24 protein-coding genes are annotated in these 24,256 nt (G+C 72.4%); 11 read left to right on the top strand and 13 right to left on the bottom strand.

From position 1 onward, the window contains the following. Positions 1-332: 332 nt before the first annotated feature. From GSF22_RS11190 to GSF22_RS11180, 3 genes are all read right to left on the bottom strand, one after another. Positions 333-1,631, bottom strand: coding sequence for a low temperature requirement protein A (locus GSF22_RS11190; RefSeq protein ID WP_208813453.1), 1,299 nt, complete (start codon positions 1,629-1,631; stop codon positions 333-335). An 87-nt stretch (positions 1,632-1,718) separates the two neighbouring features. After that, positions 1,719-2,618, bottom strand: a complete 900-nt coding sequence (locus GSF22_RS11185) for an ABC transporter permease (protein ID WP_208813452.1) — start codon at positions 2,616-2,618, stop codon at positions 1,719-1,721. Beyond that, entirely contained in the window at positions 2,618-5,476 is a 2,859-nt protein-coding gene (locus GSF22_RS11180; protein ID WP_208813451.1) for an alpha/beta fold hydrolase, read from the bottom strand. Before GSF22_RS11180 ends, GSF22_RS11185 begins: the two co-directional genes overlap by 1 nt. A 127-nt stretch (positions 5,477-5,603) precedes the next feature. On the opposite strand from GSF22_RS11180, the gene GSF22_RS11175 reads away from it, so the two are divergent. Both GSF22_RS11175 and GSF22_RS11170 read left to right on the top strand, forming a co-directional pair. Then, positions 5,604-6,047: a hypothetical protein gene (locus tag GSF22_RS11175; RefSeq protein WP_208813450.1), complete on the top strand. Its 444-nt coding sequence runs from the start codon at positions 5,604-5,606 to the stop codon at positions 6,045-6,047. Between the two features lie 96 nt (positions 6,048-6,143). Continuing rightward, positions 6,144-8,423 (top strand): AAA family ATPase, encoded by a 2,280-nt coding sequence (locus GSF22_RS11170; RefSeq protein WP_208813449.1) that lies wholly within the window; start codon positions 6,144-6,146, stop codon positions 8,421-8,423. A gap of 12 nt (positions 8,424-8,435) precedes the next feature. Here the strand turns inward: GSF22_RS11170 and GSF22_RS11165 are convergent, their stop codons facing one another. Then, on the bottom strand, positions 8,436-8,927 hold the full coding sequence (locus GSF22_RS11165; protein ID WP_208813448.1) for a GNAT family N-acetyltransferase: 492 nt from the start codon (positions 8,925-8,927) through the stop codon (positions 8,436-8,438). Positions 8,928-9,001: 74 nt separating this feature from the next. Continuing rightward, entirely contained in the window at positions 9,002-9,826 is an 825-nt protein-coding gene (locus GSF22_RS11160; RefSeq protein WP_244367058.1) for a hypothetical protein, read from the bottom strand. Positions 9,827-10,202: 376 nt separating this feature from the next. Between GSF22_RS11160 and GSF22_RS11155 the strand changes: the two genes are divergently transcribed. Further along, the gene (locus GSF22_RS11155; protein ID WP_208813446.1) at positions 10,203-10,415 is read left to right on the top strand and encodes a hypothetical protein; all 213 of its coding nucleotides are present in this window, start codon (positions 10,203-10,205) and stop codon (positions 10,413-10,415) included. Positions 10,416-10,535: 120 nt separating this feature from the next. On the opposite strand, the gene GSF22_RS11150 is transcribed toward GSF22_RS11155, so the two are convergent. The 4 genes from GSF22_RS11150 to GSF22_RS11135 all read right to left on the bottom strand — a co-directional run bounded on the left by GSF22_RS11150 (position 10,536) and on the right by GSF22_RS11135 (position 14,140). After that, positions 10,536-11,033 (bottom strand): DUF3263 domain-containing protein, encoded by a 498-nt coding sequence (locus tag GSF22_RS11150; RefSeq protein ID WP_208813445.1) that lies wholly within the window; start codon positions 11,031-11,033, stop codon positions 10,536-10,538. Between the two features lie 136 nt (positions 11,034-11,169). Then, the gene (locus GSF22_RS11145) at positions 11,170-12,180 is read right to left on the bottom strand and encodes an ABC transporter permease subunit (RefSeq protein WP_208813444.1); all 1,011 of its coding nucleotides are present in this window, start codon (positions 12,178-12,180) and stop codon (positions 11,170-11,172) included. Then, the gene (locus GSF22_RS11140; RefSeq protein WP_208813457.1) at positions 12,177-13,100 is read right to left on the bottom strand and encodes an ATP-binding cassette domain-containing protein; all 924 of its coding nucleotides are present in this window, start codon (positions 13,098-13,100) and stop codon (positions 12,177-12,179) included. The genes GSF22_RS11145 and GSF22_RS11140 overlap by 4 nt, the downstream gene beginning before the upstream one ends. A 254-nt stretch (positions 13,101-13,354) precedes the next feature. Continuing rightward, entirely contained in the window at positions 13,355-14,140 is a 786-nt protein-coding gene (locus GSF22_RS11135; protein WP_208813456.1) for a DeoR/GlpR family DNA-binding transcription regulator, read from the bottom strand. 223 nt (positions 14,141-14,363) lie between these two features. Between GSF22_RS11135 and GSF22_RS11130 the strand changes: the two genes are divergently transcribed. The 3 genes from GSF22_RS11130 to nagA are packed head-to-tail and all read left to right on the top strand — an operon-like array spanning position 14,364 to position 17,336. Then, positions 14,364-15,293, top strand: coding sequence for an SIS domain-containing protein (locus tag GSF22_RS11130; protein ID WP_208813443.1), 930 nt, complete (start codon positions 14,364-14,366; stop codon positions 15,291-15,293). A 16-nt stretch (positions 15,294-15,309) separates the two neighbouring features. Continuing rightward, a complete protein-coding gene (locus GSF22_RS11125) occupies positions 15,310-16,230 on the top strand; it encodes an ROK family protein (RefSeq protein WP_307803914.1) in 921 nt (306 codons plus the stop codon). Next, positions 16,227-17,336, top strand: a complete 1,110-nt coding sequence (gene nagA / locus GSF22_RS11120) for an N-acetylglucosamine-6-phosphate deacetylase (RefSeq protein WP_208813442.1) — start codon at positions 16,227-16,229, stop codon at positions 17,334-17,336. The genes GSF22_RS11125 and nagA overlap by 4 nt, the downstream gene beginning before the upstream one ends. 201 nt (positions 17,337-17,537) lie before the next feature. On the opposite strand, the gene GSF22_RS11115 is transcribed toward nagA, so the two are convergent. Next, the gene (locus GSF22_RS11115) at positions 17,538-18,746 is read right to left on the bottom strand and encodes a DUF4032 domain-containing protein (RefSeq protein ID WP_208813441.1); all 1,209 of its coding nucleotides are present in this window, start codon (positions 18,744-18,746) and stop codon (positions 17,538-17,540) included. A gap of 103 nt (positions 18,747-18,849) precedes the next feature. Here GSF22_RS11115 and GSF22_RS11110 point away from each other — a divergent pair, with 103 nt between their 5' ends. After that, a complete protein-coding gene (locus GSF22_RS11110) occupies positions 18,850-19,656 on the top strand; it encodes a phosphatase PAP2 family protein (protein ID WP_439957758.1) in 807 nt (268 codons plus the stop codon). Here the strand turns inward: GSF22_RS11110 and GSF22_RS11105 are convergent. Next, the gene (locus GSF22_RS11105) at positions 19,635-20,753 is read right to left on the bottom strand and encodes a DUF4185 domain-containing protein (protein ID WP_208813439.1); all 1,119 of its coding nucleotides are present in this window, start codon (positions 20,751-20,753) and stop codon (positions 19,635-19,637) included. The two genes, GSF22_RS11110 and GSF22_RS11105, sit on opposite strands and share 22 nt — an antisense overlap. A gap of 121 nt (positions 20,754-20,874) precedes the next feature. Between GSF22_RS11105 and GSF22_RS11100 the strand changes: the two genes are divergently transcribed. The 4 genes from GSF22_RS11100 to GSF22_RS11085 all read left to right on the top strand — a co-directional run bounded on the left by GSF22_RS11100 (position 20,875) and on the right by GSF22_RS11085 (position 23,633). After that, positions 20,875-22,125: an APC family permease gene (locus GSF22_RS11100; protein WP_208813438.1), complete on the top strand. Its 1,251-nt coding sequence runs from the start codon at positions 20,875-20,877 to the stop codon at positions 22,123-22,125. 82 nt (positions 22,126-22,207) lie between these two features. Then, positions 22,208-22,576, top strand: a complete 369-nt coding sequence (locus tag GSF22_RS11095) for a type II toxin-antitoxin system RelE/ParE family toxin (RefSeq protein WP_208813437.1) — start codon at positions 22,208-22,210, stop codon at positions 22,574-22,576. Then, positions 22,573-22,905 carry a helix-turn-helix domain-containing protein gene (locus GSF22_RS11090; RefSeq protein ID WP_208813436.1) on the top strand — a complete coding sequence of 111 codons (333 nt, stop codon included), beginning with the start codon at positions 22,573-22,575 and terminating at the stop codon, positions 22,903-22,905. Before GSF22_RS11095 ends, GSF22_RS11090 begins: the two co-directional genes overlap by 4 nt. 56 nt (positions 22,906-22,961) lie before the next feature. Continuing rightward, a complete protein-coding gene (locus GSF22_RS11085; RefSeq protein WP_208813435.1) occupies positions 22,962-23,633 on the top strand; it encodes a DUF6882 domain-containing protein in 672 nt (223 codons plus the stop codon). 26 nt (positions 23,634-23,659) lie between these two features. Here the strand turns inward: GSF22_RS11085 and GSF22_RS11080 are convergent, their stop codons facing one another. Beyond that, positions 23,660-23,923, bottom strand: a complete 264-nt coding sequence (locus tag GSF22_RS11080) for a hypothetical protein (protein WP_208813434.1) — start codon at positions 23,921-23,923, stop codon at positions 23,660-23,662. Then, positions 23,920-24,256: DivIVA domain-containing protein (locus GSF22_RS11075; RefSeq protein ID WP_244367054.1), on the bottom strand; the 337-nt coding region annotated here is incomplete at its 5' end. The genes GSF22_RS11075 and GSF22_RS11080, both read right to left, overlap by 4 nt.

Raw genomic sequence — 24,256 nt, 5'->3', positions numbered from 1 at the left:
GTTGTACGGGTCGCTCGGCGGGGTGTGGTACGGGTCGACCGGTGGGCCGTACCCGGGCGGCGGGGCGGACGCGCCGCTGCCGGCCGGGGCCGGCGGCTCGTACTGCGGTGACTGGCCGGCCGGGTCCGGGGAGGATGGCGGCGGCTCGTAACTCAAGGGGTGACTCCTTGCTCAGGCAATCTGGCAACCGGGCAAACGATGTCAGACCCTGTCCACCGACGCCTCACCCTTGTCGCCGGGATGACGCTACGAACGGAGCGGATCACGACGGTGACGGGCTGCGGGCGACCTGCGTGCTGCCGCCAACCCCGGGAGCCCCGGCGGCGGCCCGGTCAGCGACGCTGGCGCCACCATTCGGCCTCCCGGGCCTCCTGCGCCTCCCGTTCCGCGCGGACCGCGGCGTGCAGGGCGTGCCGGGCATCGGCCAGCAGGATCGTCTCGGCGGTGACCAGGGCTGCGCAGAGTCCGGCGATCGCGCCCAGCGCGGCCAGGGCGGGCAGGTGACCGGCGAACGGGATCGCGGCCCCGGCCAGCACGACCGCCCCGACCCGGGTCCACAGGACGGTACCGAGCAGCCGGAACTGGAAGGCGACCAGGCTGGCCAGGTAGACGGCGACCCCCGCGTACAGCAGGGACGGTCCGAGCCCGTGCAGCGGCCGGACCAGGTTGCTCTCCGTCGCGCCGAGGTGCCGCAGCATCTCCTCGCCACCGAGGGCGACCAGGATGAGTCCGGCGATCATCGGCAGGTGCAGGTAGATGTACCCGTCGCGGGCCAGTGCCACCCGTCGGCGCCCCCGGCTGCCGTGCATGGCCAGCCCGGCGGCCGGGGCGATCAGGTCGAAGTACGCCCACCAGAGGCTGGCGATGACGAGCATCCCCAGCATCGAGAAGAACAGGGCCTGCCAGGTGATCGGTTCGCCGAGGACCCCGCTACCGATCCCGATGGAGATGATCAGCTCGCCGAAGGCGATGTTGACCATCAGCTCGAACCGTTCGACGAAGTGGCCGGGCGCGGCGACCCGCCAGCCGGCCAGTCCGACCGCCAGCCCCGTGCCGTACTCGACGAGCAGGGCGAGGGTCCACAGTCCGACCCGTACCCAGAACTGGTCGTACCGTTCGGGCAGCCAGGGCAGCAGCGCGGCAAGGTAGAGCAGACCGGTGGAGACCACCATCGCGGCGGAGATCCGGAGGATCTGGCGCTGCTCGACCGGCACACCCCGGACCGCGTAAAAGTGCAGCCCGAGGTGCAGCGCCCGGATGGTGAAGTAGCAGGCCGGGAAGACCAGCGGCCCGGAGACGCCGCCGGGGATCTCACCGAACGTCCGGGGGATGGTCAGCGCCATGGCCAGCAGCGCGGCCATGGCGATGAAGACGACCAGCGGCGCGTAACCCTCCCCGAGGCGTACCCGCTGCGCCACCAGCATGTGTGCGACCCAGGTCAGCCAGAGCAGGGCCAGCACCAGCAGCCCCTTGTACAACCCGGCGAGGGTCAGTTCCTCGCCGGCGTAACGCGCGATGTTGAAGAAGCCGTAGACGAAGACCAGGTCGAAGAAGACCTCCAGGCGGGCGACCCGGGTCCCGGCCCCGACCGCGCGGATCGGGCCGAGTCGCGGAGTCCTACCGCTGCCCACCTGCGCGAGTCTGTCAGCCGGGACCCGGCCCGCACGGTCGAACGCGGGCTACCGGGTCAACTGGTCACGTCCCTGCGGGTGACCTGGTCAACTGGTCACGTCCTTGCGGGTGAACCGCCAGAACGCCAGACCCCAGAACAGGGTCGCGTAGCAGATCGCCGAGATGCAGCCACGGACCACGTCGTCGGTCTGCACCGGTGTGGAGAGCAGCCCCAACCAGGCGTTGGCGTAGTGGGTCGGCAGGAAGGCCCGCAGCGCACCCAGCGCGGTGATCTGGTCCAGGATGCTGGAGAGGATCCAGAGCAGCACCGCACCGCCGACCGCGCCGAGCGCGGCGTCCGTGGTCACCGAGAGCAGGAACGCCAGTCCGGCCACCACCAGGAGTACGACCGCCAGGTAGCCGAGTACCGCGAGCAGCCGCAGCAGCCCCTCCCCGGCCGGGATCTGCGCCGCCACCGTGCTGCGCAGCGGTGACCAGCCGTAGCGCAGCGTCCCGGCGAGCAGGGCGGTACCGGCCAGCAGCAGCAGGGCCAACGCCGAGTAGGTCAACGCGACCAGCAGCTTGACCGCCAGCAGCCGGGCCCGGGGTACCGGGATGGCCAGCAGGTACCGCAGGCTCCCCCAGCTCGCCTCGCTGGCCACGGTGTCCCCGCAGAACAGGGCCACCACCACGACCAGTAGGAACGACGCGGAGACGAAGATCGAGAAGAGGGTGAAGTTGAGTCCACCGGAGGTGGCCAGGTCGATCAGGCTGGCGAACTCGCCCCGGCCGTTGTCGTCGTCGTCCCCGGTGTCGAACTGGAACGAGATCAGGATGATCAACGGCAGCAGGACCATGAAGCCCAGCGCCAACTGGGTACGGCGCCGGGACGCCTGCCGACGGAACTCGGCGAGGAACGGCAGGGTCGCCGACGGGCGGTACCCCGACGCCGCCCCGGCGGCACTGGTCCCGCCCGGCCGCTCGGCCGACTGCAACGAACCCGACATCAACGGTCCCCACTTCCGCGAGAGTTCTCCCCGACCAGGGCGAGGAACGCGTCCTCCAGGCGACGCCGGGGCACCACCCGGTCCACCCCGACACCGGCCCGGACCAGCTCGGCCACCACCTCGCTGCGGGCGGTGCCGTTGGTGTCCACCACCAGCCCACCGTCGCCGTCCGGCAGCACCCGTACCCCGGCCAGCCGGTCCAGCACCGCGCGGGCCGCCGCCGGGTCGGCCACGTCGAAGAGCACGCTCGGCGACTCGCCGACGATCTCCTCGACCGGCCCGGACGCCACGATCCGGCCCTTGTTGACCACCACCGCGTGGGTGCAGGTCTGCTCCACCTCGGCCAGCAGGTGACTGGAGACCAGCACCGCCCGCCCGTCGGTGGCGTACCGCTGGAGCACCCGACGCATCTCGGCGATCTGCGGCGGGTCGAGCCCGTCGGTCGGCTCGTCGAGGACCAACAGTTCCGGCAGACCGAGCATGGCCTGCGCGATGGCCAGCCGCTGCCGCATGCCGTGGCTGTAGTTCTTCGTCCGGCGGTGCACCGAGGCACCCAGCCCGGCGATCTCCAACGCCTGCTCGAAGTGCGCGTCCGCCTCCGGCCGGCCGGTGGCCCGCCAGTACGCCTTCAGGTTCTCCAGGCCGGACAGGTGCGGCAGGAACCCCGGCCCCTCGACCAGCGCCCCGATCCGGGACAGCACCGGGGAACCCGGTACCAGCCGGTGCCCGAAGACGTAGATCTCCCCGGCGGTGGGCTGGGTCAGCCCCATCAGCACCCGCAGGGTGGTGGTCTTGCCGGCACCGTTCGGGCCGAGCAGGCCGACCACCTGCCCCGGGTGCACCTCGAAGTCGACGTTGGAGACCGCGACGAAGCCGTCCGCGTACTCCTTGCGGAGGTTGCGGACCGCGAGCGGGGTACCGGCGTACTCCGGATGCACGGAGGTGTCGTGGCGGCGGTGCCGGCGGCGGAGCACGGCGACGACCACGACGAGCCCGAGCACGATGGCGACGAGCAGCCCGACCAGCACCCAGCGCCAGACCGCCGCCGCGGTGGCGATCGGTTCCCCGGCGACGGTGGGCAGGGTGACCGGCCCGCCGCCGGGGGCGACCGTGTAGACGGTCGGCTCGGCCGGGGTGGCGTACCCCTGGTCGGAGGTGGCCACCACGATCCGCAGCCGGTGCCCGGCCTCGATGCGCCGGACGATCGCCGGCAGGGTCACCGTGACCGGCTGCGCGGCGGTCACGTCGGTCGGCAGGCCGGTCAGCCGGACCGGAGCGACCAGCCCGTCGGACAGCGTCGCCGCACCCTCCGGGTTGACGTCGTAGAGCTTGACGAAGAGCACCGCCTCCCCGGTCGGCGACGCCGCCCGGATCCGGACCGTCGGCGAGCCGACCACGTCCACCGCCGCCGGCAGGGGTGCCGACTCGAACCGGGCGTGCTGGCCGGGCAGGTCCCCGGCGACACCGGAGAGGAAGGACGACAGCGCCCCGGCGAACGGCACCGAGGAGATCGCGGCGGGGTTGCCGTTCGGTGGGTTCGCGATCGACTGGACCGGACCGGTCACCTCGACCGAACTGCGGGCGGTACCGCCGGTGCCCGGGTAGTCCGTGACGCGGTATCCGGTGGCCACCAGGCCACGGTCCAGCGCGTCGAACCCGGTCGTCCGGGACCAGGTGAAACTCCGCTCCGGCGGGTCCCCCGCACCCCGCACGTAGTGGTCGAGCCACTGCGCGGTGAGAAACTTCAACCGGTCCGAGTCGGTACGCGGCCCCTCCCCGCCGTCGTGTCCGCCGGTGTACCAGGCGACCCGCACCGGGGTGCCGTTCGCGGCGATACCCCGGGCGTTCGCGTCCGCCTCGGCGAGCGGGAAGAGCGTGTCGGCGGTGCCCTGCACCAGCAGGGTGGGCGCCTTGATCCGGTCCAGCACCCCGGCCGGGCTGGACCGTTGCAACCGGGCGACGGCCTCCGCGTCAGCCCGTCCGGTGGTGGCGATCCGCAGGTACGCGGCGCAGACGTCGGCGGCGAACCGGCCGCAGGACGGGTCGACGGCGGCTGCCGGGCCACCACCCGGCCCGGTACCCGGCCCGGTACCCGGCGCCGGGCTCGGCGGTCCCGCCGACGCCGGGGCGCCCTCCTGGTTGCCGGTCACCCCGGCCAGGCCGGCCGGGCCGCTGCCGGCACTGCCGCCGTTGCCGAAGAAGATGCCCGCCCAGCCCTTCTTGAACACCCCGTCGACCGGGGGCCGCCCGGACGACTCGGGCAGCAGCGCACCGGCCAGGTCGTGCCAGGTGATCATCGGGACGATCGCGTCGACCCGCTGGTCCTGGGCGGCCAGCAGCAGGGCCAGCGCGCCGCCGTACGAGCCACCGACCACCCCCACCCGGGGGTCACCGGCGCCGTCGGTACGCACCTCCGGCCGGGCGGCGAGCCAGTCCAGCAGCCGCTGCGCGTCCTTCACCTCGTGGTCCGGGTCGTCCAGGTGGATCTGACCACCGCTGCGACCGAAGCCCCGGGCCGTGTACGCCAGCACCGCGTAACCCAGGCCGGCCAGGTCCTCGGCGTCGCTGCGGACCGACTCCTTCGACCCGCCGAAGCCGTGCGCCAGCAGCACCGCCGGGACCTTCCGGCCGGCGGATGCCCCGTCGGGCAGGTAGAACGTGGTGTCCAGGGCCACCGACTCGTCCCCCGTCGGGCCGGACAGCACCGTGAGCACCCGTGACTCGGTGCGGAAATCCTGTTGCTCGGGCCAAGCCGCCCAGACGACGGCACCGGCGAGCAGCACGGTGACCGCGGAGGCGGCGACGACCCGGCGCCGGGTCAGGGCACGGCGCAGCCGCGCCGGCAGGGGGGAAGGCATGAGATCAACCGTACGGCCCGGAAGCTGTGGATTACCTGAGATCCACCGTTCCACCGGCCATCGGTAATCATGTACCCCTGCCAGTCGGCACGGGTACCGGCTGGACCGTCGGGAGATGAGGTGTGTCGTGAGGGGTGAGCTGGACGAGGCGCTGGCCCGGATGGCCCGCCGGGAGGAGTTGCTGCGGCGCCGGTCGGCGCCGGTGGAGGGCCGGAGCACCGCACCACCGGGCGGGGAACCGTTGGCGGAGGTGACCGAGGCGGTCCGGCGGGTGGTCGCCGCCCACCCGGGGCTGTCGGTCGACCTGGAAGTCGACCACGACGGTACCGCCCGGCAGCTGCGGATCGCCTGGTCGGGAGAAACGGTCACGGTCACCTCCAGCGGGGCGGAGGCAACCGGAACCGTCCCCGACTCCCCTCCGCCCGCCTGGCCGCTGCCGGTCACGCCGGTCCCCGTCTGGTCGGTGGAGACCGACGGGCTCAGCGACGACCCGGACGCGCGGCTGGCCGAGCTGCTGCGACGCAACCCGACGCTGCTGGAGAACCTGCGCCGCAGCGGCGACCCGTCGTGATGCGGCGCCCCTCCTGATGCGGCGTCCCGGTCCGATGCCGCCACCCGTCGTGATGCGGCGACCCGGCCAGATGTCCATGCCGGCTACTCTCGCCCGGTGGCGGAATCCGATCTGACGCTCACGCTCACGGCGAATCTCCGGCCGGCGGCACTGGACGGGCGGCGGGGCATCGTCCGGCTGCACCCGGAGGTGCTCACCGCACTCGGCCTGCGCCCCGGCGACCCGGTCCGGCTGACCGGTCGGCGGGTCACCGCCGGGATCGCGGCCCGGGCCGACACCGGGGCCAGCACCGCCCTGCTCTACGCCGACGACCTGCTCCTGGGCAACCTGGGGGTACGCGACGGGGCGCAGATCGCGGTCGCCCCGCTCCCGGTGACCGGCGCCCGACGGGTCACGCTGACCGGACCGGTGGAGATCGTGGCCGCCGTGTCGCCGGAGATGCTCCGCCTGGCACTGCTCGGCAAAATGGTCACCGCCGGGGACGACGTCTCCCTGCTGCCCCAGGACGTGCTCCCCGATGCGGCGGTCCGGTCGCTCGTCGCGGCGGCCCGGCGCAGCCTGGCCAACACCGTCGGGTACGCCTGGACGAGCGCCCTGCTCACCGTGGTCGACGCCGACCCGGCCGGTGGGGCCCTGGTCACCATGGACACCGTGGTCGGCTGGGAACACGGGGCCGCCACCCGGGGCGACACGGATGCCGGCGCGGGCCGGTCCGCACCGGGGACCCGGGCCGGCACGCCCGCCAGCGGACCTGGTCCGGTCGACGGTTCGGATCTCACCGGCGGACCGGAGGCAGCCGCCGGGGCCGACCCGCCCAGCGTGGACGAGCTGCCCGGTCTGCGGGCCCAGGCCCGGGAACTCACCGAACTGCTCGACCTCGGCTTCCACCACCGGGAGGTACTCGACCGGCTCGGCACCGCCGTCGCGCTCGGCGTACTCGTCACCGGTCCGGCCGGGTCCGGCAAGGCCGCCCTGGTCCGCGCGGTCGCCGCTGCGGTCCGGGCTCGGGTCGAGGTGATCTGGGCACCCGAACTGGCCGCGCTGACCAACGACGTGGCGGCCCGACGGCTCCGCGAGGCCGCCACCCGGGTCCGCACCGGCGGACCGGCGGTGCTGCTGGTCACCGACGTGGAGGCACTCGTCCCGGCCGAACAGCCCGGACCGCTGGCCACCGTGTTCCGGCAGGTCGTCGCCGAGACGGTACGGGCCGGCGGGGCGATCGTCGCGACCACCGGCCGGCCCGAGTCGGTCGACCCGGCACTCCGCGCGCCGGACCTGCTGCCGGTGCAGATCGCGGTCCCGCTACCGGACACCGCGCTGCGCCAGGAACAGTTGACCGTGCTGACCCGACGGACCCCGCTGGCCGAGGACGTCCGGCTCGACGAGGTCGCCGGGCGTACCCCCGGATTCGTCGCCGCCGACCTGGCCGCGCTGGTCCGGGAGGCCGGGGTACGCGCCGCGCTGCGGCAGAAGTCCGCCGAGACGCCGACGGTGGCGATGGCCGACTTCACCGCCGCACTGGAGGTGGTCCGGCCCACCTCGATGGCCGCGTCCACCCTGGAACTGGCCACGGTGACCCTGGAGGATGTGGGCGACCTGGTCGAGGTGAAGCAGACGCTCACCGAGTCGGTGCTGTGGCCGCTGAACTACCCGGACACCTTCGCCCGGCTCGGCGTGAAGCCGCCACGCGGGGTGCTGCTCTACGGCCCACCGGGCTGCGGGAAGACGTACCTGGTCACCGCGCTGGCGGGGACGGGCCGGGCGAACGTGCTCTCGGTCAAGGGCGCCGAGTTGCTGTCGAAGTGGGTCGGGGAGAGCGAACGGGCGGTCCGGGAACTGTTCCGCCGGGCCCGCGAGGCGGCCCCGACACTGGTCTTCCTCGACGAGGTGGACGCCCTGGCCCCGGTACGCGGCCAGGCCACCGACGGGGGCACCACCGACCGGGTGGTGGCCGCGCTGCTCACCGAACTCGACGGGGTGGAGGACCTGCGCAACGTGGTGGTGGTCGGGGCGACCAACCGGCCCGACCTGGTCGACCCGGCGCTGCTCCGACCGGGACGGCTGGAACGGCTGGTCTACGTACCCCCACCGGACGCCGCCGGCCGGGTGGAGATCCTGCAGGCGGCGGCCCGTCAGGTACCACTCGCCGACGACGTGGACCTGGCCGGGGTGGCGGAGTCGCTGGACGGCTTCTCGGCGGCGGACTGTGCGGCACTGGTCCGGGAGGCGGCGCTGGCCGCGATGCGGGAGTCCATGACCGCAGCCACGGTCACCGGCGCGCACCTGGCCACCGCGCGGGGCCGGGTCCGGCCGTCGCTGGACCCGGCGCAGGTGGCCTGGCTGGCCGCGTACGCCGAGCAGCACGCCCCGGGCTGAGGCGCCGGCCGGTCAGTCGATGACGATCTCGGCGTGCACGTCGTCGCCGTCCCGGCGCAGCACCGCCCCGCACCTGGTCAGCACGCCGATCGCCGGGGTGTTACCTGCGGTGGTCTCGGCCACCACGACCCGTGCGCCGTGACCGGCGGCCTCGGTCAGCGCTTCCCGGAGCGCCGCCACCGCGATGCCCTGGCCCCGGGCGGAACGCCCCAGCCACATCCCGGTCTCCATGACACCGGGCTCGTCCCGGCGGGCCAGCCGGATCATCCCGACCACCTCGCCACCGAGCATGATCGCGTACATCAGGGTGCGGGTCGGGCCCTCCAGGCCGCCGTAGTGGGCCCGGTGGAAGTCGCGGAACGCCTCCCGACGGGCATGCGACCAGCCGGCCGGGGCCTCGACCGGGGGCATGACGTCGTCCGGTTCCGCCTCGGCGGCCGCGATGGACAGCAGCGGCTCAAGCGTCTTGTCGTCCACCGGCACCAGCCGGACATCACCCGCCACAAGGCGCAAGTCTGCCCGGCGCCACGCGTCAGGTCCAGCGGTTCACCGCCCGACTGACGGTACGGCGGGCCGGGTCAGCCGAAGCGGCAGAACACCACCGAGGCGTCGTCGTGACGTTTACGCCGCCGCAGCCGGTCGGTCTGCTCCCGTTCGGCGGTGCGTACCCGACGGATCAGCTCCTCCGGGCCCGCCCGGTCGACCAGGTCGAGCAGACCGGGCCAGTCGACGAGACCGAACTGGTCGACCGCGCAGGACGCGCCGTCGCTGAGCAGTGCGGCCCGGCGTACCGCCCCGGGTCCGGTCGACGGCAGCGTGCCGGTGACCGCGTGGTACGCCGCATCCGGATCGGTGGCGGCCACCCAGTAACCGTGGGTCCGGTTCATCCGTTCCCGCTGCACGGCCACCGCCCGGCGGAAGCGGGCCGCCGGCTCGTCCGTCGGCGGTACCGTCTCGGCGACCCGGCGCAGGTCGGCCAGCGCGGTGTCGAGCCGGTCGTCGGAGACCACCCGTACCGCGCCACCCACGTCGAGTACCAGTGGGCTGTCGCAGAGCACCAGGTAGTCCAGGTGGTCACCGCCCTCGCGGAGCAGGCAGACGGTGGCGGACGGGGTACCCGGATGATCAAGATCGCATCCGTCCCCGTGGTCGGCGCGGACCGCGAGAACGGCCGCCGCGAGACTGCTCATCAGGGTCGCCGCCGGGCGCGCGGCGACCGCGAGCCCGATCCGGGCGGCGAGGTGCCGGACGAACCAGGCCGGTCCGTGTACGCAGCCGGTGTCGAAGCCGTCCGGCACGGTCGCCCCGTCGAGCACGCCCACCAGCGACCCGAACCGGAACACGTGGTCCTCGTTCTCCAGCCGGTCCGGAGCAGTCTCCGAAGCGGACCAGACCTGCATCATCGGCTGCACTCCCGATCCATCCGGTGCCGGAACGGCACATGCGCGGGTACCCGGACCGTACCGGGACATGCCGTGCAGCCCGCGGTCTCTCCGTCCCGCAGCCTCCGGCTGCGGCAGCCCGGCCTGCCCCTGGTGCCGGACCGCCTGGGTTGACCTCGTCGTGCCGTACCTACCGGACCGGCCTCGTCGTGCCGTACCTACCGGACCGGCCTCGTCGTGCCGTACCGCAGGATGCGGGCGGCCTCATCCACCCGCGCCGGACCGGTCACGGAAGGTAGCGTCGACGACGGGTGGGTTCCCCAGGCCGCCACCCGGGCGGCGCCAGGAACGCCGCCCGTGCCGTGGGGACCGTTCATCGCGCCAGGGGGGATCGCAGATGTTGCGGAAGTTGCATGATGCGGGGCTGAGGGCTGAACACTGCTACATCGCCGGTTTTGTCAGTGTCGGCCTGTCTTTTTCCAGCTGGTTCCTGTCCAAGCACCTGGAGAGGTCCGGCATCGACCGGGCCGACCGCTGGGGCATCTTCGTGGGCGAGTGGGCGCCGACGTTCTTCGCCATCGGCAACGGCCTCCAGATGTACGAAAAGTGACGCGCCCGGGGTCCGACGTCGGTCGTCGGGCCCACACGCCGTCACGACGTACGCCCCGGGTCGGCCGTCGTACGCCGACAGCCCTGGGCGAGCCCCGTCGTACGCCGACAGCCTCAGGCGTCAGCGTCGGCGGCTCCGTGCCCGGGAGGCACGCAGCCGCCGCAGCCGGCCGATCAGCAGCGGTTCGGCGGCGAGCGCGGCAGGCTTGTCGAGCAGCGCGTTGAGCAACTGGTAGTAGCGGGTCGCCGACAGCCCGAAGGTGTCCCGGATGGCCTGTTCCTTGGCTCCGGCGTGCCGCCACCAGCGTTGTTCGAACGCGAGGATGTCCCGCTCCCGCCCGGTCAGGCCGTCGGCTCCGTCGCCTTCGTCGGCTCCGTCGATTCCGGTCGGGTCCGGTCCGTCCGCAGGGTGACCGCCGTCAGCGGAGTGATGGCCCGCAACGGGATGACCGTCGTCGGCGGAGTCCGGCCCTTCGGCCGGCTCGGAGGCACCGGGATCCAGCCGGTCCGGGGCGGTACGCGGTGGCGGAACGGTGGCAGGCACGTCTACCGCGTCGCCGGGCGTCCCCGGGTCGTCGCTCCGGGCGGCTGCACGGCGCTTCGCTCCGGGCGACGTCATGGTGCTCCTCGTGGCCGGGGACCTGGGGGGCTACCAGCGTAACCAGGGACTTCCCGAACCGCACCCGACGACGTTGGGGTGTTAACAGGGGCCCCTTCCTATACCAAAAGCGTCAAGAAGGGGCCCTTCCTTACCTTCAGATGTCGCGGCGGCGGATCGACCAGACGGCGGCGGCGAGCACGAGTACGGTGCCGACGCCGAAGACCAGCGCGGACTGCTGCCAGGTGACCACGAATTCGGCCGGGTTGCACATGCCCCGGGCGAACTCGCAGGACCGGTGGTCGACGAGGGTCCACTTCTTCTCGAACCAGGCGAGCGCGTAGGTGGAGAGCACGTACCGTTGCCCGAACCGCACCTGGGCCAACTGCACAGCGAGCTGGATGCCGATCTCGCTGAGTACGCCGACCCCGACGGCGGCGCCGAGCGCCATCGCGGTGTGCCGTCCGAGGGAGGCCAGACCGAAGGCGACCACGCCGACCGCGAGGACCAGCCCGACCGCCCGCAAGCCGCTGATCGCGAACGATTCCCACACCCCGGCGGTCATTTTCGCCGTCGATCCGGAGAACCGGGCGACCAGCCAGATCGCCCCGGTCCAGAGCAGACCGAGGACGACGCCGAGGCCCAGCAGCACGCTCAGTACGGCGGCCAGCTTGGTCAGCAGTACGGTCGCCCGCTTGGGCCGCCAGAGCAGCAGGTTCATCATCCCGCCGGTGTTCCATTCGGCGCCGACGAAGGAGGCGCCGACCAGGAACGCGAAGAGGGACACCGCACCGGCGAAGGCGGCGATCATCAACCCGAACTCGGAGCGCATGTCGAACTCGTACGGCAGGTACCACTTGGCGTCGTACATCTCGCGCTCCGGCACCCACTGCCGGCCGCAGTCCGGGCCGAACCGTTCCTCGGTCTTCTCGCCGCGCGCCTTGGCCGCCTCACAGTCGGCGACGTTCTGCTGGTGGCTGCGTACCGCCTGCTGGTACTCCGATTCGACCTGTGCCTCGGCGGCGGCCCGCTGGGCGGGGCCGATCTTGGTGCTGCTCAGGCCGAGTGCGACGGCGATGCCGGCGAGGCCGAGCACCAGCAGGGCCAGCAGCAGCCGGGTGAGCCGGCGCTTGGACAGCCGGCGCAGCTCGGTGACGTAGAGGCTCATACTCCCCATCCCCCCTGGGTCGGTGCCGTCGCGGCGGTCTCGGCTCCGGCGGACTCGTCGACCTGGCGGTGCTGGCCGGGTACCGGGGCGGTGGCGGTCAACTCCAGGAAGACGCTCTCCAGGTCGACCGCGACCGGGGCCAGTTCGCTGAGGTAGAGGCCCTGGTCGGCGAGGATCCGGGTCACCGTCGCCGGTTTGTCGACCCCGCGCAGCAGCAGGTGGTCGTCGTGCCGGGTGGCGACCTGGACGCCGGCCCGGGTGAGCGCGTCGGCGGCGGCGGGCAGGTCGGTGACGGCCTCCAGACGCAGCCGTACCGTGCCGCTGGAGTGCTGGGCGAGCACCTCGGCGACCGGCCCGGTGGCGACCCGGCGGCCGAGCGAGATGATGGTGACCGAGTCGCAGATGAGCTGGACCTCGCCGAGGATGTGGCTGGAGAGCACCACGGTCATCCCGGCGGCGGCGAGGTCGGCCATCAGGGCCCGCATCTCCCGGATCCCGCCGGGGTCGAGGCCGTTGGCCGGTTCGTCGAGGATCAGCAGCTTCGGGTTCTTCAGCAGGGCGGAGGCGACGGCGAGGCGCTGCTTCATGCCGAGCGAGTACGTCTTGACCCGTTCGTCGGCCCGGTCCCGGAGTCCGACGAGTTCGAGTACCTCGGCGACCCGGTGGCGGGGCACGTCCCCGGCGCTGGCCAGCAGGTCGAGGGTGTCCCGGGCGGTGAAGTGCGGGAAGAACTGGGGGCTCTCCACGATGGCGCCGACCTGGCCGGCGACCTCGGGCAGCGCCCGGGGCACCTCACGGCCGAGGATCGCCATCCGGCCGCCGTCCGGCTTGATCAGGCCGAGCAGGGTACGCAGGGTGGTGGTCTTGCCCGAGCCGTTGGGGCCGAGGAAGCCGTGCACCTGGCCGGCCTCGACCCGCATGTCGAAGCCGGCCAGCGCGTGCCGGGTGCCCCGACGTCTGCTCCGGTAGGTCTTCTGTAGACCTTCTATCTCCAGGACAGCGGACACGCCGACCTCCACGCTCAGTGACTATGACACCGGACACCATACTCGGTATGCACCGAAGCGGAAGGGGGCACGCCGGGGATGACGACAAGTGAGTTGGCCCGGAACGGAGTGTTAAGAAGGGGCCCTTCCTCTACCGGAAGCGTTAAGCGGGGGCCCTTCCTTGCACCTCAGGCGGTGATGACGTGGACGCCGGCCTCGCGGAAGGCGGCGACCACGGCCGGGGTGGCGCCGGAGTCGGTGACCAGGGTCTCCACCCGTTCGACCGGGCAGATCCGGGCGAACGCGTGCCCGCCGAGCTTGGACGAGTCGGCGATGATCACGACCCGCTTGGCCCGGGCCACCATCAGGTTGTTCATCGCGGCCTCGCCCTCGTGGTGGGCCGCCGCGCCGAGCTGCGGGTCGATGGCGTCCACCCCGAGCAGGGCGATGTCCAGGGTCACCTCGCGCAGCAGCGCACCACCGAGCGGACCGACCAGTTCGAAGGACTTGGGCCGGACCACGCCACCGGCCACCACGACCTTCATCCGGGACCGGACCAGCAGCTCGTTGGCGATGTTCAGGGCGTTGGTGACCACGGTGAGCTGGGCGCCCTCGGCGCTGGTGTTCAGGTCGGGGCGGACGGCCAGGGCGCGGGCCACCTCGGTGCTGGTGGTGCCGCCGTTCAGGCCGACCACGGTGCCGGGTGAGACGAGTGCCGCCGCGGCGGCGCCGATCCGCTGCTTCTCGGCCGAGTGCTTGGCGGTCTTGTACCGCAGCGGCAGGTCGTACGAGACGCCGTTGGCGACCGCGCCACCCCGGGTACGGGTGATCATCTGTTGCTGGGCGAGCTGGTCGAAGTCGCGCCGGATGGTCGCCTGGGACACGTCGAGCCGCTCGGCGGCGTCCTCGACGGTGACCCGGCCGCTCTCGGTCAGCAGTTCGAGCAGGGCGTTCCATCGCGCGTACCGGTCCACCGCGGCCCTCCACTGCACAAAGTCTGATCGTTGGCGTGCACAGTAGTGCTCAAAACACCCACTGCGCAAAACTCATGGCTGCTCGGAGTCGGCGGCGGTTGCCACGAGCGGCCGACATCGCGCAGAATGGCGCGCGAAAGGGCAGCGTAACGAGCCGCTTTGCGCAGCAGCCGTCAGCGAGGACGGCCACCACCAGATCGCCCCGCCCCGCGAGGAGCTCCCCATGGCGTACGTCGACGCGGAGATCACCAGCCAACCCGACTGCTGGCGGGAGGCGGCGGTCCTGGCCACCACCACCGGCAGCGCCCTGCCCCGTCCCGGTGAGCGGGTCGCCGTGATCGGCTGCGGGACCTCCTGGTTCATGGCGATGGCCTACGCCACCCTGCGCGAGCAGGCCGGTCAGGGCGAGACCGACGCCTTCCAGGCGTCCGAGTTCCCCGCCGGCCGTCGCTACGACCGGATCGTGGCGGTCACCCGGTCCGGCACCACCACCGAGGTGCTCGACCTGCTCGGTGCCGTCCGGGGACGGACCCCCACCACCGTGATCGTCGGCGACCCCGGTTCCCCGGCCGTCTCGCTCGCCACCCACGCCGTACCGATGCCCTTCGCCGACGAGCGTTCCGTCGTGCAGACCCGCTTCGCCACCAGCACCCTCGCCCTGCTCCGGGCGCACCTGGGGGAGAACGTCGAGGCACTGGCCGCCGACGCCGAGGTGGCCGTACGCGCCCCGCTGCCGATCGACCCGACCCGCGTCGAGCAGGTCACCTTCCTCGGTCGGGGCTGGACCATCGGGCTGGCCCAAGAGGCCGCGCTGAAGTGCCGGGAGGCGGCCACCTTCTGGGCCGAGGCGTACCCGTCGATGGACTACCGGCACGGCCCGATCGCGGTCGCCGGCCCCCGGCGGGTGGTCTGGGCGTTCGGCACGATCCCGGACGGGCTGGCCGAGGACATCGCCGCCACCGGGGCACCCTTCGTGCACAGCCGCACCAACGGCACGCACACCGTGCTGGGCAGTTGGGCCGCCGGGCGTACCCCGCTGGACCCGATGGCGGACCTGATCCTCGCCCAGCGGTTCGCGGTGGCCCTGGCCAACTGCCGCAGCCTGGACCCGGACGCGCCACGGCACCTGACCCGCTCCGTGGTGCTCGCATGATCGGGCGGCACCACGCGTGACCGATCAGGTCGTCGTCGCGCTCGACGTGGGCGGGACGGGCATGAAGTGCGCCCTGGTGGGCATCGACGGCCGGGTCCGGCACGTCGAACGGCACGCCACCGGCGCGGAACGCGGTGCCCCGGCGGTGGTGGCGACGATCCTCGACGTCGCGGACGGGCTGGCCGGCAAGGCGTACGCCGACGGGCTGCGCCCGGTGGCCTGCGGCGTCGCCGTGCCGGGGGTGATCGACGAGGCCGCCGGGGTCGCTGTCTGGTCGGGCAACATCGGCTTCCGGGACGTACCCCTGCGGGACCTGGTGGCGGCCCGACTGGGCGTACCGACGGCGCTCGGCCACGACGTCCGGGTGGGCGCACTCGCCGAGGCGCGGCTCGGTGCCGCCCGGAGCAGCCGGCACGTACTCTTCGTCGCGATCGGTACCGGCATCGCCGCCTCACACGTGGTCGACGGCGCGGCCTTCGCGGGCGCGCACGGCGCCGCCGGGGAGTTCGGCCACATCCTGGTACGCCCCGGCGGTCCGCGCTGCGGCTGCGGCCGGCCCGGCTGCCTGGAGACGGTCGCCTCCGCCGCTGCGGTGGGCCGCCGGTACACGGAGCTGACCGGCAACCCGGCCGACGCGGCCGAGGTGGTGGCCCGGATGCGGGCCGGCGAGGCGGCGGCCGGGCAGATCTGGCAGGAGGCCGTCGAGGCGCTCGCCGACGGCCTGGTCACCGCGCAGTCCCTCCTGGACGTGGATACGATCGTGCTCGGTGGTGGCCTGGCCCGGGCCGGGGCGGACCTGTTCGACCCGCTCCACGCCGCGTTGCGCGAGCGGATGACCTTCCACCGCGAGCCGCGACTGGTGCCGGCGGCCCTCGGTGACGAGGCCGGTTGTCTCGGCGCCGCCCTGATCGCCCTCGACAGTCTGGAGAGCTCGTGACGACCCGGGTCAGCGGCAAGGTGGTCACCCCGACCGGCGTGGTCCGGCAGGGCTGCGTCGAGATCGACGGCGACCGGATCAGCGCCGTCGCCGAGTACCCGACCACCCGCGACGGCCACTGGGTCGTCCCCGGTTTCGTGGACATCCACACCCACGGCGGCGGTGGTCACACCTTCACCACCGGCGATCCCGCCTCGGCCCGTGCGGCGGCGGCCTTCCACCTCGGGCACGGCACCACCAGCCTGCTGGCCAGCCTGGTCAGTTCACCGTTCGCGCTGATGCGGGACGCCACCGCCGCCTTCGCACCGCTGGTCGCCGAGGGTGTGCTCGCCGGCATCCACTTCGAGGGGCCCTACCTGTCCGGCGCCCGGTGCGGCGCGCAGAACCCGGAGTTCCTGCGCGACCCGTCGGTCGACGAGTTGACCGAGCTGGTCGACCTGGGCGACGGGGCGGTCCGGATGGTCACCCTGGCGCCCGAGCTGCCCGGTGCGCTGGACGCGGTCAAGCTGCTCGTGTCCCGTGGGGTGGTGGCCGCGGTCGGTCACACCGACGCCACGTACGACGAGACGCTGGCCGCGGTGGCGGCCGGGGCGAGTGTCGGCACGCACGTGTTCAACGGGATGCGCCCGGTGCACCACCGCGAGCCCGGTCCGGTGCTGGCCCTGCTCGGCTCCCCCAACGTGGTCTGCGAGTTCGTCGCCGACGGGGTGCACCTGCACGACGGGACGCTGGCGTTCGCCGCCTCGGTCGCCGGGGCGGACCGGACCGCGCTGATCACCGACGCGATGGCTGCCGCCGGGATGCCGGACGGCGCGTACGAGCTCGGCGGTCAGGCGGTGACCGTCGCCGACGGGGTGGCCCGGCTGGCCCGGGACGCGTCGATCGCCGGCAGCACGCTGACCATGGACGCCGCGCTCCGGCAGGCGGTGGGCGCCGGGATCGCCGTACCGGATGCGGTCCGGATGCTGTCCACCACGCCGGCCCGCGCGATCGGGTTGGGTGACCGGGTCGGCGCGCTCCGGGCCGGTCTCCGCGCCGACCTGGTGGTACTCGACGACGACCTGAACGTGGTCCGGGTGATGCGGGCCGGCGACTGGGTCTCCTGACCGTGGTCCGTTCCTGACCCGACTGGCGCCTGACCCCGGCCCGCTCGTGACCCGACTGGCGGGTTGCCTGGATGCCCGGGTGAAGGTGGGACGCTGTCGAGCTGCACCGTTTGTGCAACACCCGGGCGCTCCGTTTTCGCCAGCAGCTCGACAGCGCCGACGACAAGGCTGCCCCACTGCCAGTAAAGAGGCGGCGGGACTTCAGTCCGACGTCACCTCGACGCCCAGCACGGCCTGCTCGTCGGGGCGGTGCACCAGCACGTCGTTGAGGAACGACTGCACGGCCGGCGCCATGCCGACGTCCCGGCCGGCCCGCTCGGAGAGCAGCCACTTGTGCTCGATGATCTGGGCGAACAGCTCCTGCGGCTCCAGCTTGCGCCGCAGGTGCGGCGGTACGGCCCGGACGACCGGCTCGAAGACCTCGGTCAGCCAGCGGTGCGCCGCCTGCTGCTCGTCGGTCAGGTCGCTCTCCGCACGGTAGGCGTCCAGGTTGTTGAGCAGCCGCCGGGCCTGGTTCTCCTCGGCGTCCAGGCCGGTCAGCCGGATCAGCCGCCGGGTGTGGTAGCCGGCGTCGACGACCTTCGGGCGGACCAGGTACCGCCCACCGTCGATGGTGGACAACGCCACCTCGGCCACGTCGAAGCCCAGGTCGTTGAGGCGGCGGATCCGGCCCTCGATGTCGTGCCGGGCCTCCCGTTCGATCTGCTGCTCGTAGGTGATCTCGTGCCAGAGCGCCTCGTAACGCTTGACCACCTCCTCGCAGACCACCTCCGGGTCGATCGACTCGTGCAGCAGACCGGCGGCCTGGAGGTCCAGCGCCTCCCCGAAGATGTTGACCCGGGCGATCTCCAGGTCCTCGCCCCGTTGACCGTTGGAGAGCCGGCTGTGCAGAGCCCCGGTCTCGGCGTCGACCAGGTAGGCGGCGAACGCCCCGGCGTCCCGGCGGAACAGGGTGTTCGACAGCGAGCAGTCGCCCCAGAAGAACCCGGTCAGGTGCATCCGGACGATCAGTGCGGCGAGCGCGTCGAGCAGCCGGTACATCGTCTCCGGACGCAGCGTGTGCGAGAAGAGCGCCCGGTAGGGCAGGGAGAACTGGAGGTGCCGGGTGATCAGGACCGGGTCGAGCGGGCTGCCGTCCTCGGCGTGCCGGTCGGCGACGATGGCCACCGCCTCGACCGACGGGAAGTCGATCCGTTCCAGGGCCCGCAGCAGGTCGTACTCCCGTTCGGCGACCCGTTCGCCGGTCTCCTTGACCGCGTAGACGTGGCCGGCCAGCCTCACGAACCGCACGATGTGCCGGGAGATGCCCTGGGGCAGCGCCACCAGGTGGTCGGCAGGCCACTGCTCCAGCGGTGTCGACCAGGGCAGGTCGAGCAGCGCCGGGTTCACGAGGGCAGAGGTGATCCGCACGCCGACAAGCATGACCGGTCCGACCGGCTGACCGCCTCCCATCGTGGTTGGGCACACATCGACCGATGCCCGTTGCGGCTGGCCGCCGGGACCGGCCGGTAGCGTGGTCGGGGTGCAGGAGACCAGGACGGTACGACGAAAGGTGCGGCTACGGCCGGTACGCCCCGGTGGGTGGTGGTTCGACGTCCTCCTGGTCGCCGGGTTCGGGGCGCTGACCTGGGCGCTCGCCGCCGGTCACCTGCTCGACCTGGACCTGGCCGTACGACGGTGGACGGTCGACCACGACCCGGCCGCGCTCTGGTGGACCGCCCGGATCCTCAACCTGCTCGGTCAGGGGGGTGCGCTGCTGATGCCGGTGGCCGGGGGCCTGGCGGTGGCGGTGGCCTGGCGGGCCCGCTCGGTCCGGCCGCTGCTGCTGGTCGCGGCGACGTTCCTGGTGACCTACCTGACCATCGGCCCGTTGAAGGTCTGGACCGACCGGGCGGCGCCCAGCGCGGTGACGAAGGAACCGTTCCTGGCCCCCGAGGTGGCGGTGCCGATCTTCAACCACCAGCTGCCGCCCGGCACGTACGACATGGGGTACCCGTCGGGGCACGTGGCCAACGCGATCGTCTGGTACGGCGTGATCGCCGTGCTGCTGGTCGCGCTCACCGCCGGGCGGCTGCCGGTCGGGGCGTACCGGCTGGTCCGGTTCGCCCCGCCGGTGATCCTGCTGTGCACCACCACCTACCTGGGCTACCACTGGCTCACCGACGGGCTGGCCGCGCTGCTGCTCGGCTGGTTCCTGGACCGGCTGCTGCACCGGGTGCCGTGGAACGACCTACCGCTGCCGGCCCGGTTACGGGGCTGGGACGGGCGTTACCCCGACGGGCGCCACACCGACGGGCGTCACACCGAGCCGACGAACTGACTCATGTGGTAGGCGGTGCTCCGGCCGTCCAGTCCCCGGGTCCACTTGGAGACCATCAGGTGCAGGTCGTTGGCGGCCCGGCTGGACCAGGGGTGGATGAAGCCGCCGTACAGTCCGGGCTCCTGCCATGAGGTGACCTGGATCTTCTCTGCCGTCCACACCTGGTCCGGCCCGGCCGCCGTGCGGGTGACGATGCAACCGGTGGCGCAGTTCAGGTACGCCATCACCCAGGTCCCGTCGGCGAGCCGACGTACCGAGGGCTCACCGAATCGCCCGGTCAGGATCGGGGTGCACGGTCGTCCCCAGCCCCAGTTGCTGCCGTTCCAGCCCCAGCCCTCGTACGACTCGGGGTAGAAGAGCCGGTCCCAGCGGACCCGGCGCAGCATCATCGGCCCGTCCTGCCGACCCGACCGGACCGAGAAGACGTAGACGAAGTCGCCGTGGCGTTGCATCGTCCACATCTGGAACGGGTCGGTGTTGGTGCCGTCGTTCCACCACTTCAACGGGGTACGGATGAAGTCGTTGCCGTTGTCCGAGTAGGCCAGGCCGGCATAGCGGGACCGCCAGTGCGGCCCGGCCGGACCGGCGGAGTTCCAGTTCTCGATGCTCATGTACGAGATGAGCTGCCGCCCGGTCTCCGGAAAGCTGATCCCGTCGTTGGGGATGACGGTGACCTCCCAGAGGCCGTCGATGCCGATGCCGTTGTGGCCGTTGTGCATCAGCTCGGGGGCCCGACCGTTGCCGGCCACCCGGGCGGCGCTGTCGAAGACCACCCCGCCGGGGGCGCCCGGGTGGATGTTGGAGCGCAGCATCACCGGGGAACGCCAGTCGTTGGGCAGCGGTGGCCCTTCCGGCCACGGGGTGTTGAAGGTGTCCCCGAAGAGGTACCCGATCGAGCCGTTCTCCAGCACGTACGGGATGCCGAGGTCGGTGCCGGCGACCTGCCAGCGGCTGTTGGTGTCCAGGTCGGCGCCGGTGAGGCGCTTCTTCCAGGTGGCGGCCCGCGCCTCGCCGGGCAGGGCCAGGGTCGGTACGACGGCGGCGGCGACCCCGGCTACGGCGACCCGGCCGAGGAACGTACGACGATCGAGTGTCATGACGACCATCCCTCTCTCCCCCCGGCCTCACCATACATCGCCATATGTCGATCAATAGTGTCCGGCCCCGAACGGGGATTCCAGCCCCCGTTGTTCACCTGCCACCCGTAGGGTCTGCTCCGTGAACCAGTTGGCCCGCCGGTTGGGCGTACCGGATGCGGTGGTCATCGGCCTGGGCTCGATGCTCGGTGCCGGTGTGTTCGTGGTCTTCGCCCCGGCCGCTGCGGCGGCCGGCGGCCTCGGGCTGCTGCTCGCCCTCGCCCTCGCCGGTTTCGTCGCCTTCTGCAACGCCGCCAGCTCGGCCCGGCTCGCCGCCCGGTACCCGGAGTCCGGCGGCACCTACGTCTACGGCCGGGAGCGACTCGGCCCGTTCGCCGGCTTCGTCGCCGGCTGGGGGTTCGTGGTCGGCAAGACGGCGAGTTGCGCCGCGATGGCGCTGACCATCGGGGCGTACCTCTGGCCGGGGCAGGCCCGGCCGGTCGCGGTGGCCGCCGTGGTGGCAGTGACCGCGGTCAACCTGCGCGGCATCGGCAAGACCGCCGGGGTGACCCGGGCCCTGGTGGCGGTCACCCTCACCGTGCTCGCCCTGGTCGCGGTCACCGGCCTGGCCGGCGGAGACTTCGCCGCCGCCGGGCTCGGCACCGGTTCCGGCCCGGGGTACGGGGTGTTCACCGCCGCCGGGCTGCTCTTCTTCGCCTTCGCCGGGTACGCCCGGATCGCCACCCTCGGCGAGGAGGTCCGCGACCCGGAGCGGACCATTCCCCGCGCGGTTCCGCTGGCCCTCGGCGTCGTGCTGGCGATCTACCTGACCCTGGCCGTGGTGGCGCTCGGCGTACTCGGCCCGGAACGGCTGGCCGCGTCGACCGCACCGCTGGCCGACGTGGTGGCCGTCGCCGGCTGGCCCGGCCTGGCCTGGCTGGTCCGGGCCGGGGCCACGGTGGCGGTGACCGGGGTGCTGCTCTCCCTGGTCGCCGGGGTCGGCCGCACCCTGCTGGCGATGGCCCGCCGCCGGGACGTCCCCGAGGCGCTGGCCGCCGTGCACCCGCACCGGCAGGTGCCGCACCGCGCCGAACTGGTCGTGGCGGCCATCGTCATCCTGGTGGTCACCCTCGGTGACGTACGCGGCGCGATCGGCTTCTCCAGTTGCACGGTGCTGGTCTACTACGCCATCGCCAACGCCTCGGCGCTCACCCTGGGTCGCGACCCGGCCCGCAAGCTGCCGGTGCAGACGCTGGCCGTGCTGGGGCTGGCCGGGTGCGTCCTGCTCGCGGTCACCCTGCCACCGGCCAGCGTCCTCGCCGGGTTCGGCGTGCTCGCCCTCGGTGCCGCCTGGTACGCCCTCCGCTGGAAGCTCCTCGCAAACAACAGGTAGACAGGCACGACCTTCCAGGAGCCACGCGACGAAAGGAGCTTCCCGCGTTGCCCTCAATATAAATCTGGCTTATAGTCACAGCGTGTGGGAAGTCAAGCTACACCCCGAGGTTGAGCTGTGGTTTCTCGATCTCTGCCGGACAGATCCCGCCAGCGCCGACCTCGTTGCCGAAGCTCTGGATCTACTGGCTGAACACGGTCCAGCTCTCGGCCGCCCCTTGGTGGATCGCCTGAAAGGCAGCATCTTCCATCACATGAAGGAGCTGCGACCGGGGTCAGCGGGAGCCACTGAGATCAGGATGATCTTCGCTTTCGATCCGATCCGGGAGGCGGTCTTTCTCGTCGCTGGCGACAAGTCGGGGCAGTGGCGAAGCTGGTACCAGAGCGCTGTTCCCCTGGCCGATACCCGGTTTGAGGAGCACCTGACAAGGCTCAAGGAAGAGGAGCAATGAGCACCGGAGCCAACTGGCGTGACGTGAAGGCCAAGGCCCGAGCCGCCGACCCGGAGTGGGACAACGCCGATCGCGTCGCGAGACGCAACCAGATGCGTGAGCAAATGCTCGCTTCGGTCAGCGGTGCCCAACTGGCCGAGATCCGCAGACAACTCGGCATGACCCAGACACAGCTCGCCGAAGCAGCCGGGTTGTCGCAGGCGCGCATCAGCCAGATCGAGAACGGGGAAACCACCAACCTGGAAACACTGCGCGCGTACGTCATGGGCCTGGGCGGGCACCTCGACGTCGTCGCCCGGATCGGCAACATCCAGCTCAACGTCGCCTGACAGGCTGCAACGGGGGCCGGGCCGGCTGGTGAACGAAGTGGTTTAGCGTCGCTGCCGTGAACGCCCTCCACATGCACCTCTCGCACACCCTGGCGCCCGCTCTCGCCCGACAGCTCGCCCTGGCCGACCTGCTCGGCGAACGTGGCTGGCAGGTGGACATCAACGCCGGCACGGTCACCTTCGGTGACGACCTGACCTACCCCATCCAGCTCCTGGGGACCGAGAGTCAGGGTGACGGCACCTGGCTGTGGGCCTGGGCCAACAGCGACAGCCAGCTCCCGCCCGCACTGCTGCGGGCCGCCGAGTGGCTACGCGGCTACGGGCGCGAACACGACATCCCCGAGCTGACCGGGGCCAGCCACCCGCTCGACCGGGCCGACGGGCACCTGCTCGCCCTGCTGGCCGGCGGGCTGACCGGACAGTCCTACTACCGTGGCCCGTACCCGGGTGGCGCGCTCTTCTTCCTCGTGGAGCAACTCCCGGCGGCGGTGACCGCACCGGTCGCACCGCAGCGGGTGCTGACCGTGCTGACCCAGGCGATCCAGATGTACCCGGTGGACCACCGGACCCTGGTCGACGGTTTCCTGCGCCAGCAGGGCTACACGGTCACCGCGACACCGGACGACGTCAGCGGCCAACGGCCGGACGGGTCGACCATCCGGGTCTCCTTCGACCCGCAGGGCCGGATCACCAACATCGCCGGCGCGATCCGCCCCGCCGATGCGTGACTGAGCCGGCGGGCGTACCCACCGGTTCAACGGACCAGGCGACGGGTGCACGGTCCGTCGTGGTCGGCGCGCAGCACGCACCGCCGGCCGCCCGGCAGCCGGGCGTCACAGAAAACCCGATGCCGTACGCCCTGCGCGTCCTCCGCCGACACCGTCGTCTCCCCCGGGTCGGTCTGCGGCAGTACCCGCGTCCACCGGGCCACCACCCGCGCCAGCCGCTGCGCGGCGGTCAGGTCCGCAGCGGTCACCGGCAGGTGGATCACGAAACGTCCCGCCCCGACCGGCGTCACCGGTAGCCCCGCTCGTTCACTCCCGACGCCTGTCGGGACTGCCAGCGGCGCATCGCCTCCCGGATCCGCGCCGACTCCTGACGTACCCGCACCACCTCCGCCTGGAGATCGGCGACCTCGGCCGCCACCCGGTTCAGGAAACGTCGCACCTCGGCCGGGTCCAGGCCCCGCCGGCCCCACCGCGCCCAGCTGAAGCCCGCATTCCGGATCTGACGCGGCCCCAGCGCCTCACGCCGGGAGTAGACGGTGCCGCCGCACCGCTCCCGCGCCTCACCAAGCCCAGCCCGCATGCCCCGCCCCTTCACCCGCCAGACCGACTCTGAGTACATGCTC

Source organism: Micromonospora echinofusca, assembly GCF_017614955.1.
In the GTDB taxonomy this organism is placed as follows: Bacteria; Actinomycetota; Actinomycetes; order Mycobacteriales; family Micromonosporaceae; genus Micromonospora; species Micromonospora echinofusca_A.
This window is presented reverse-complemented; position numbering and strand designations above follow the sequence as displayed.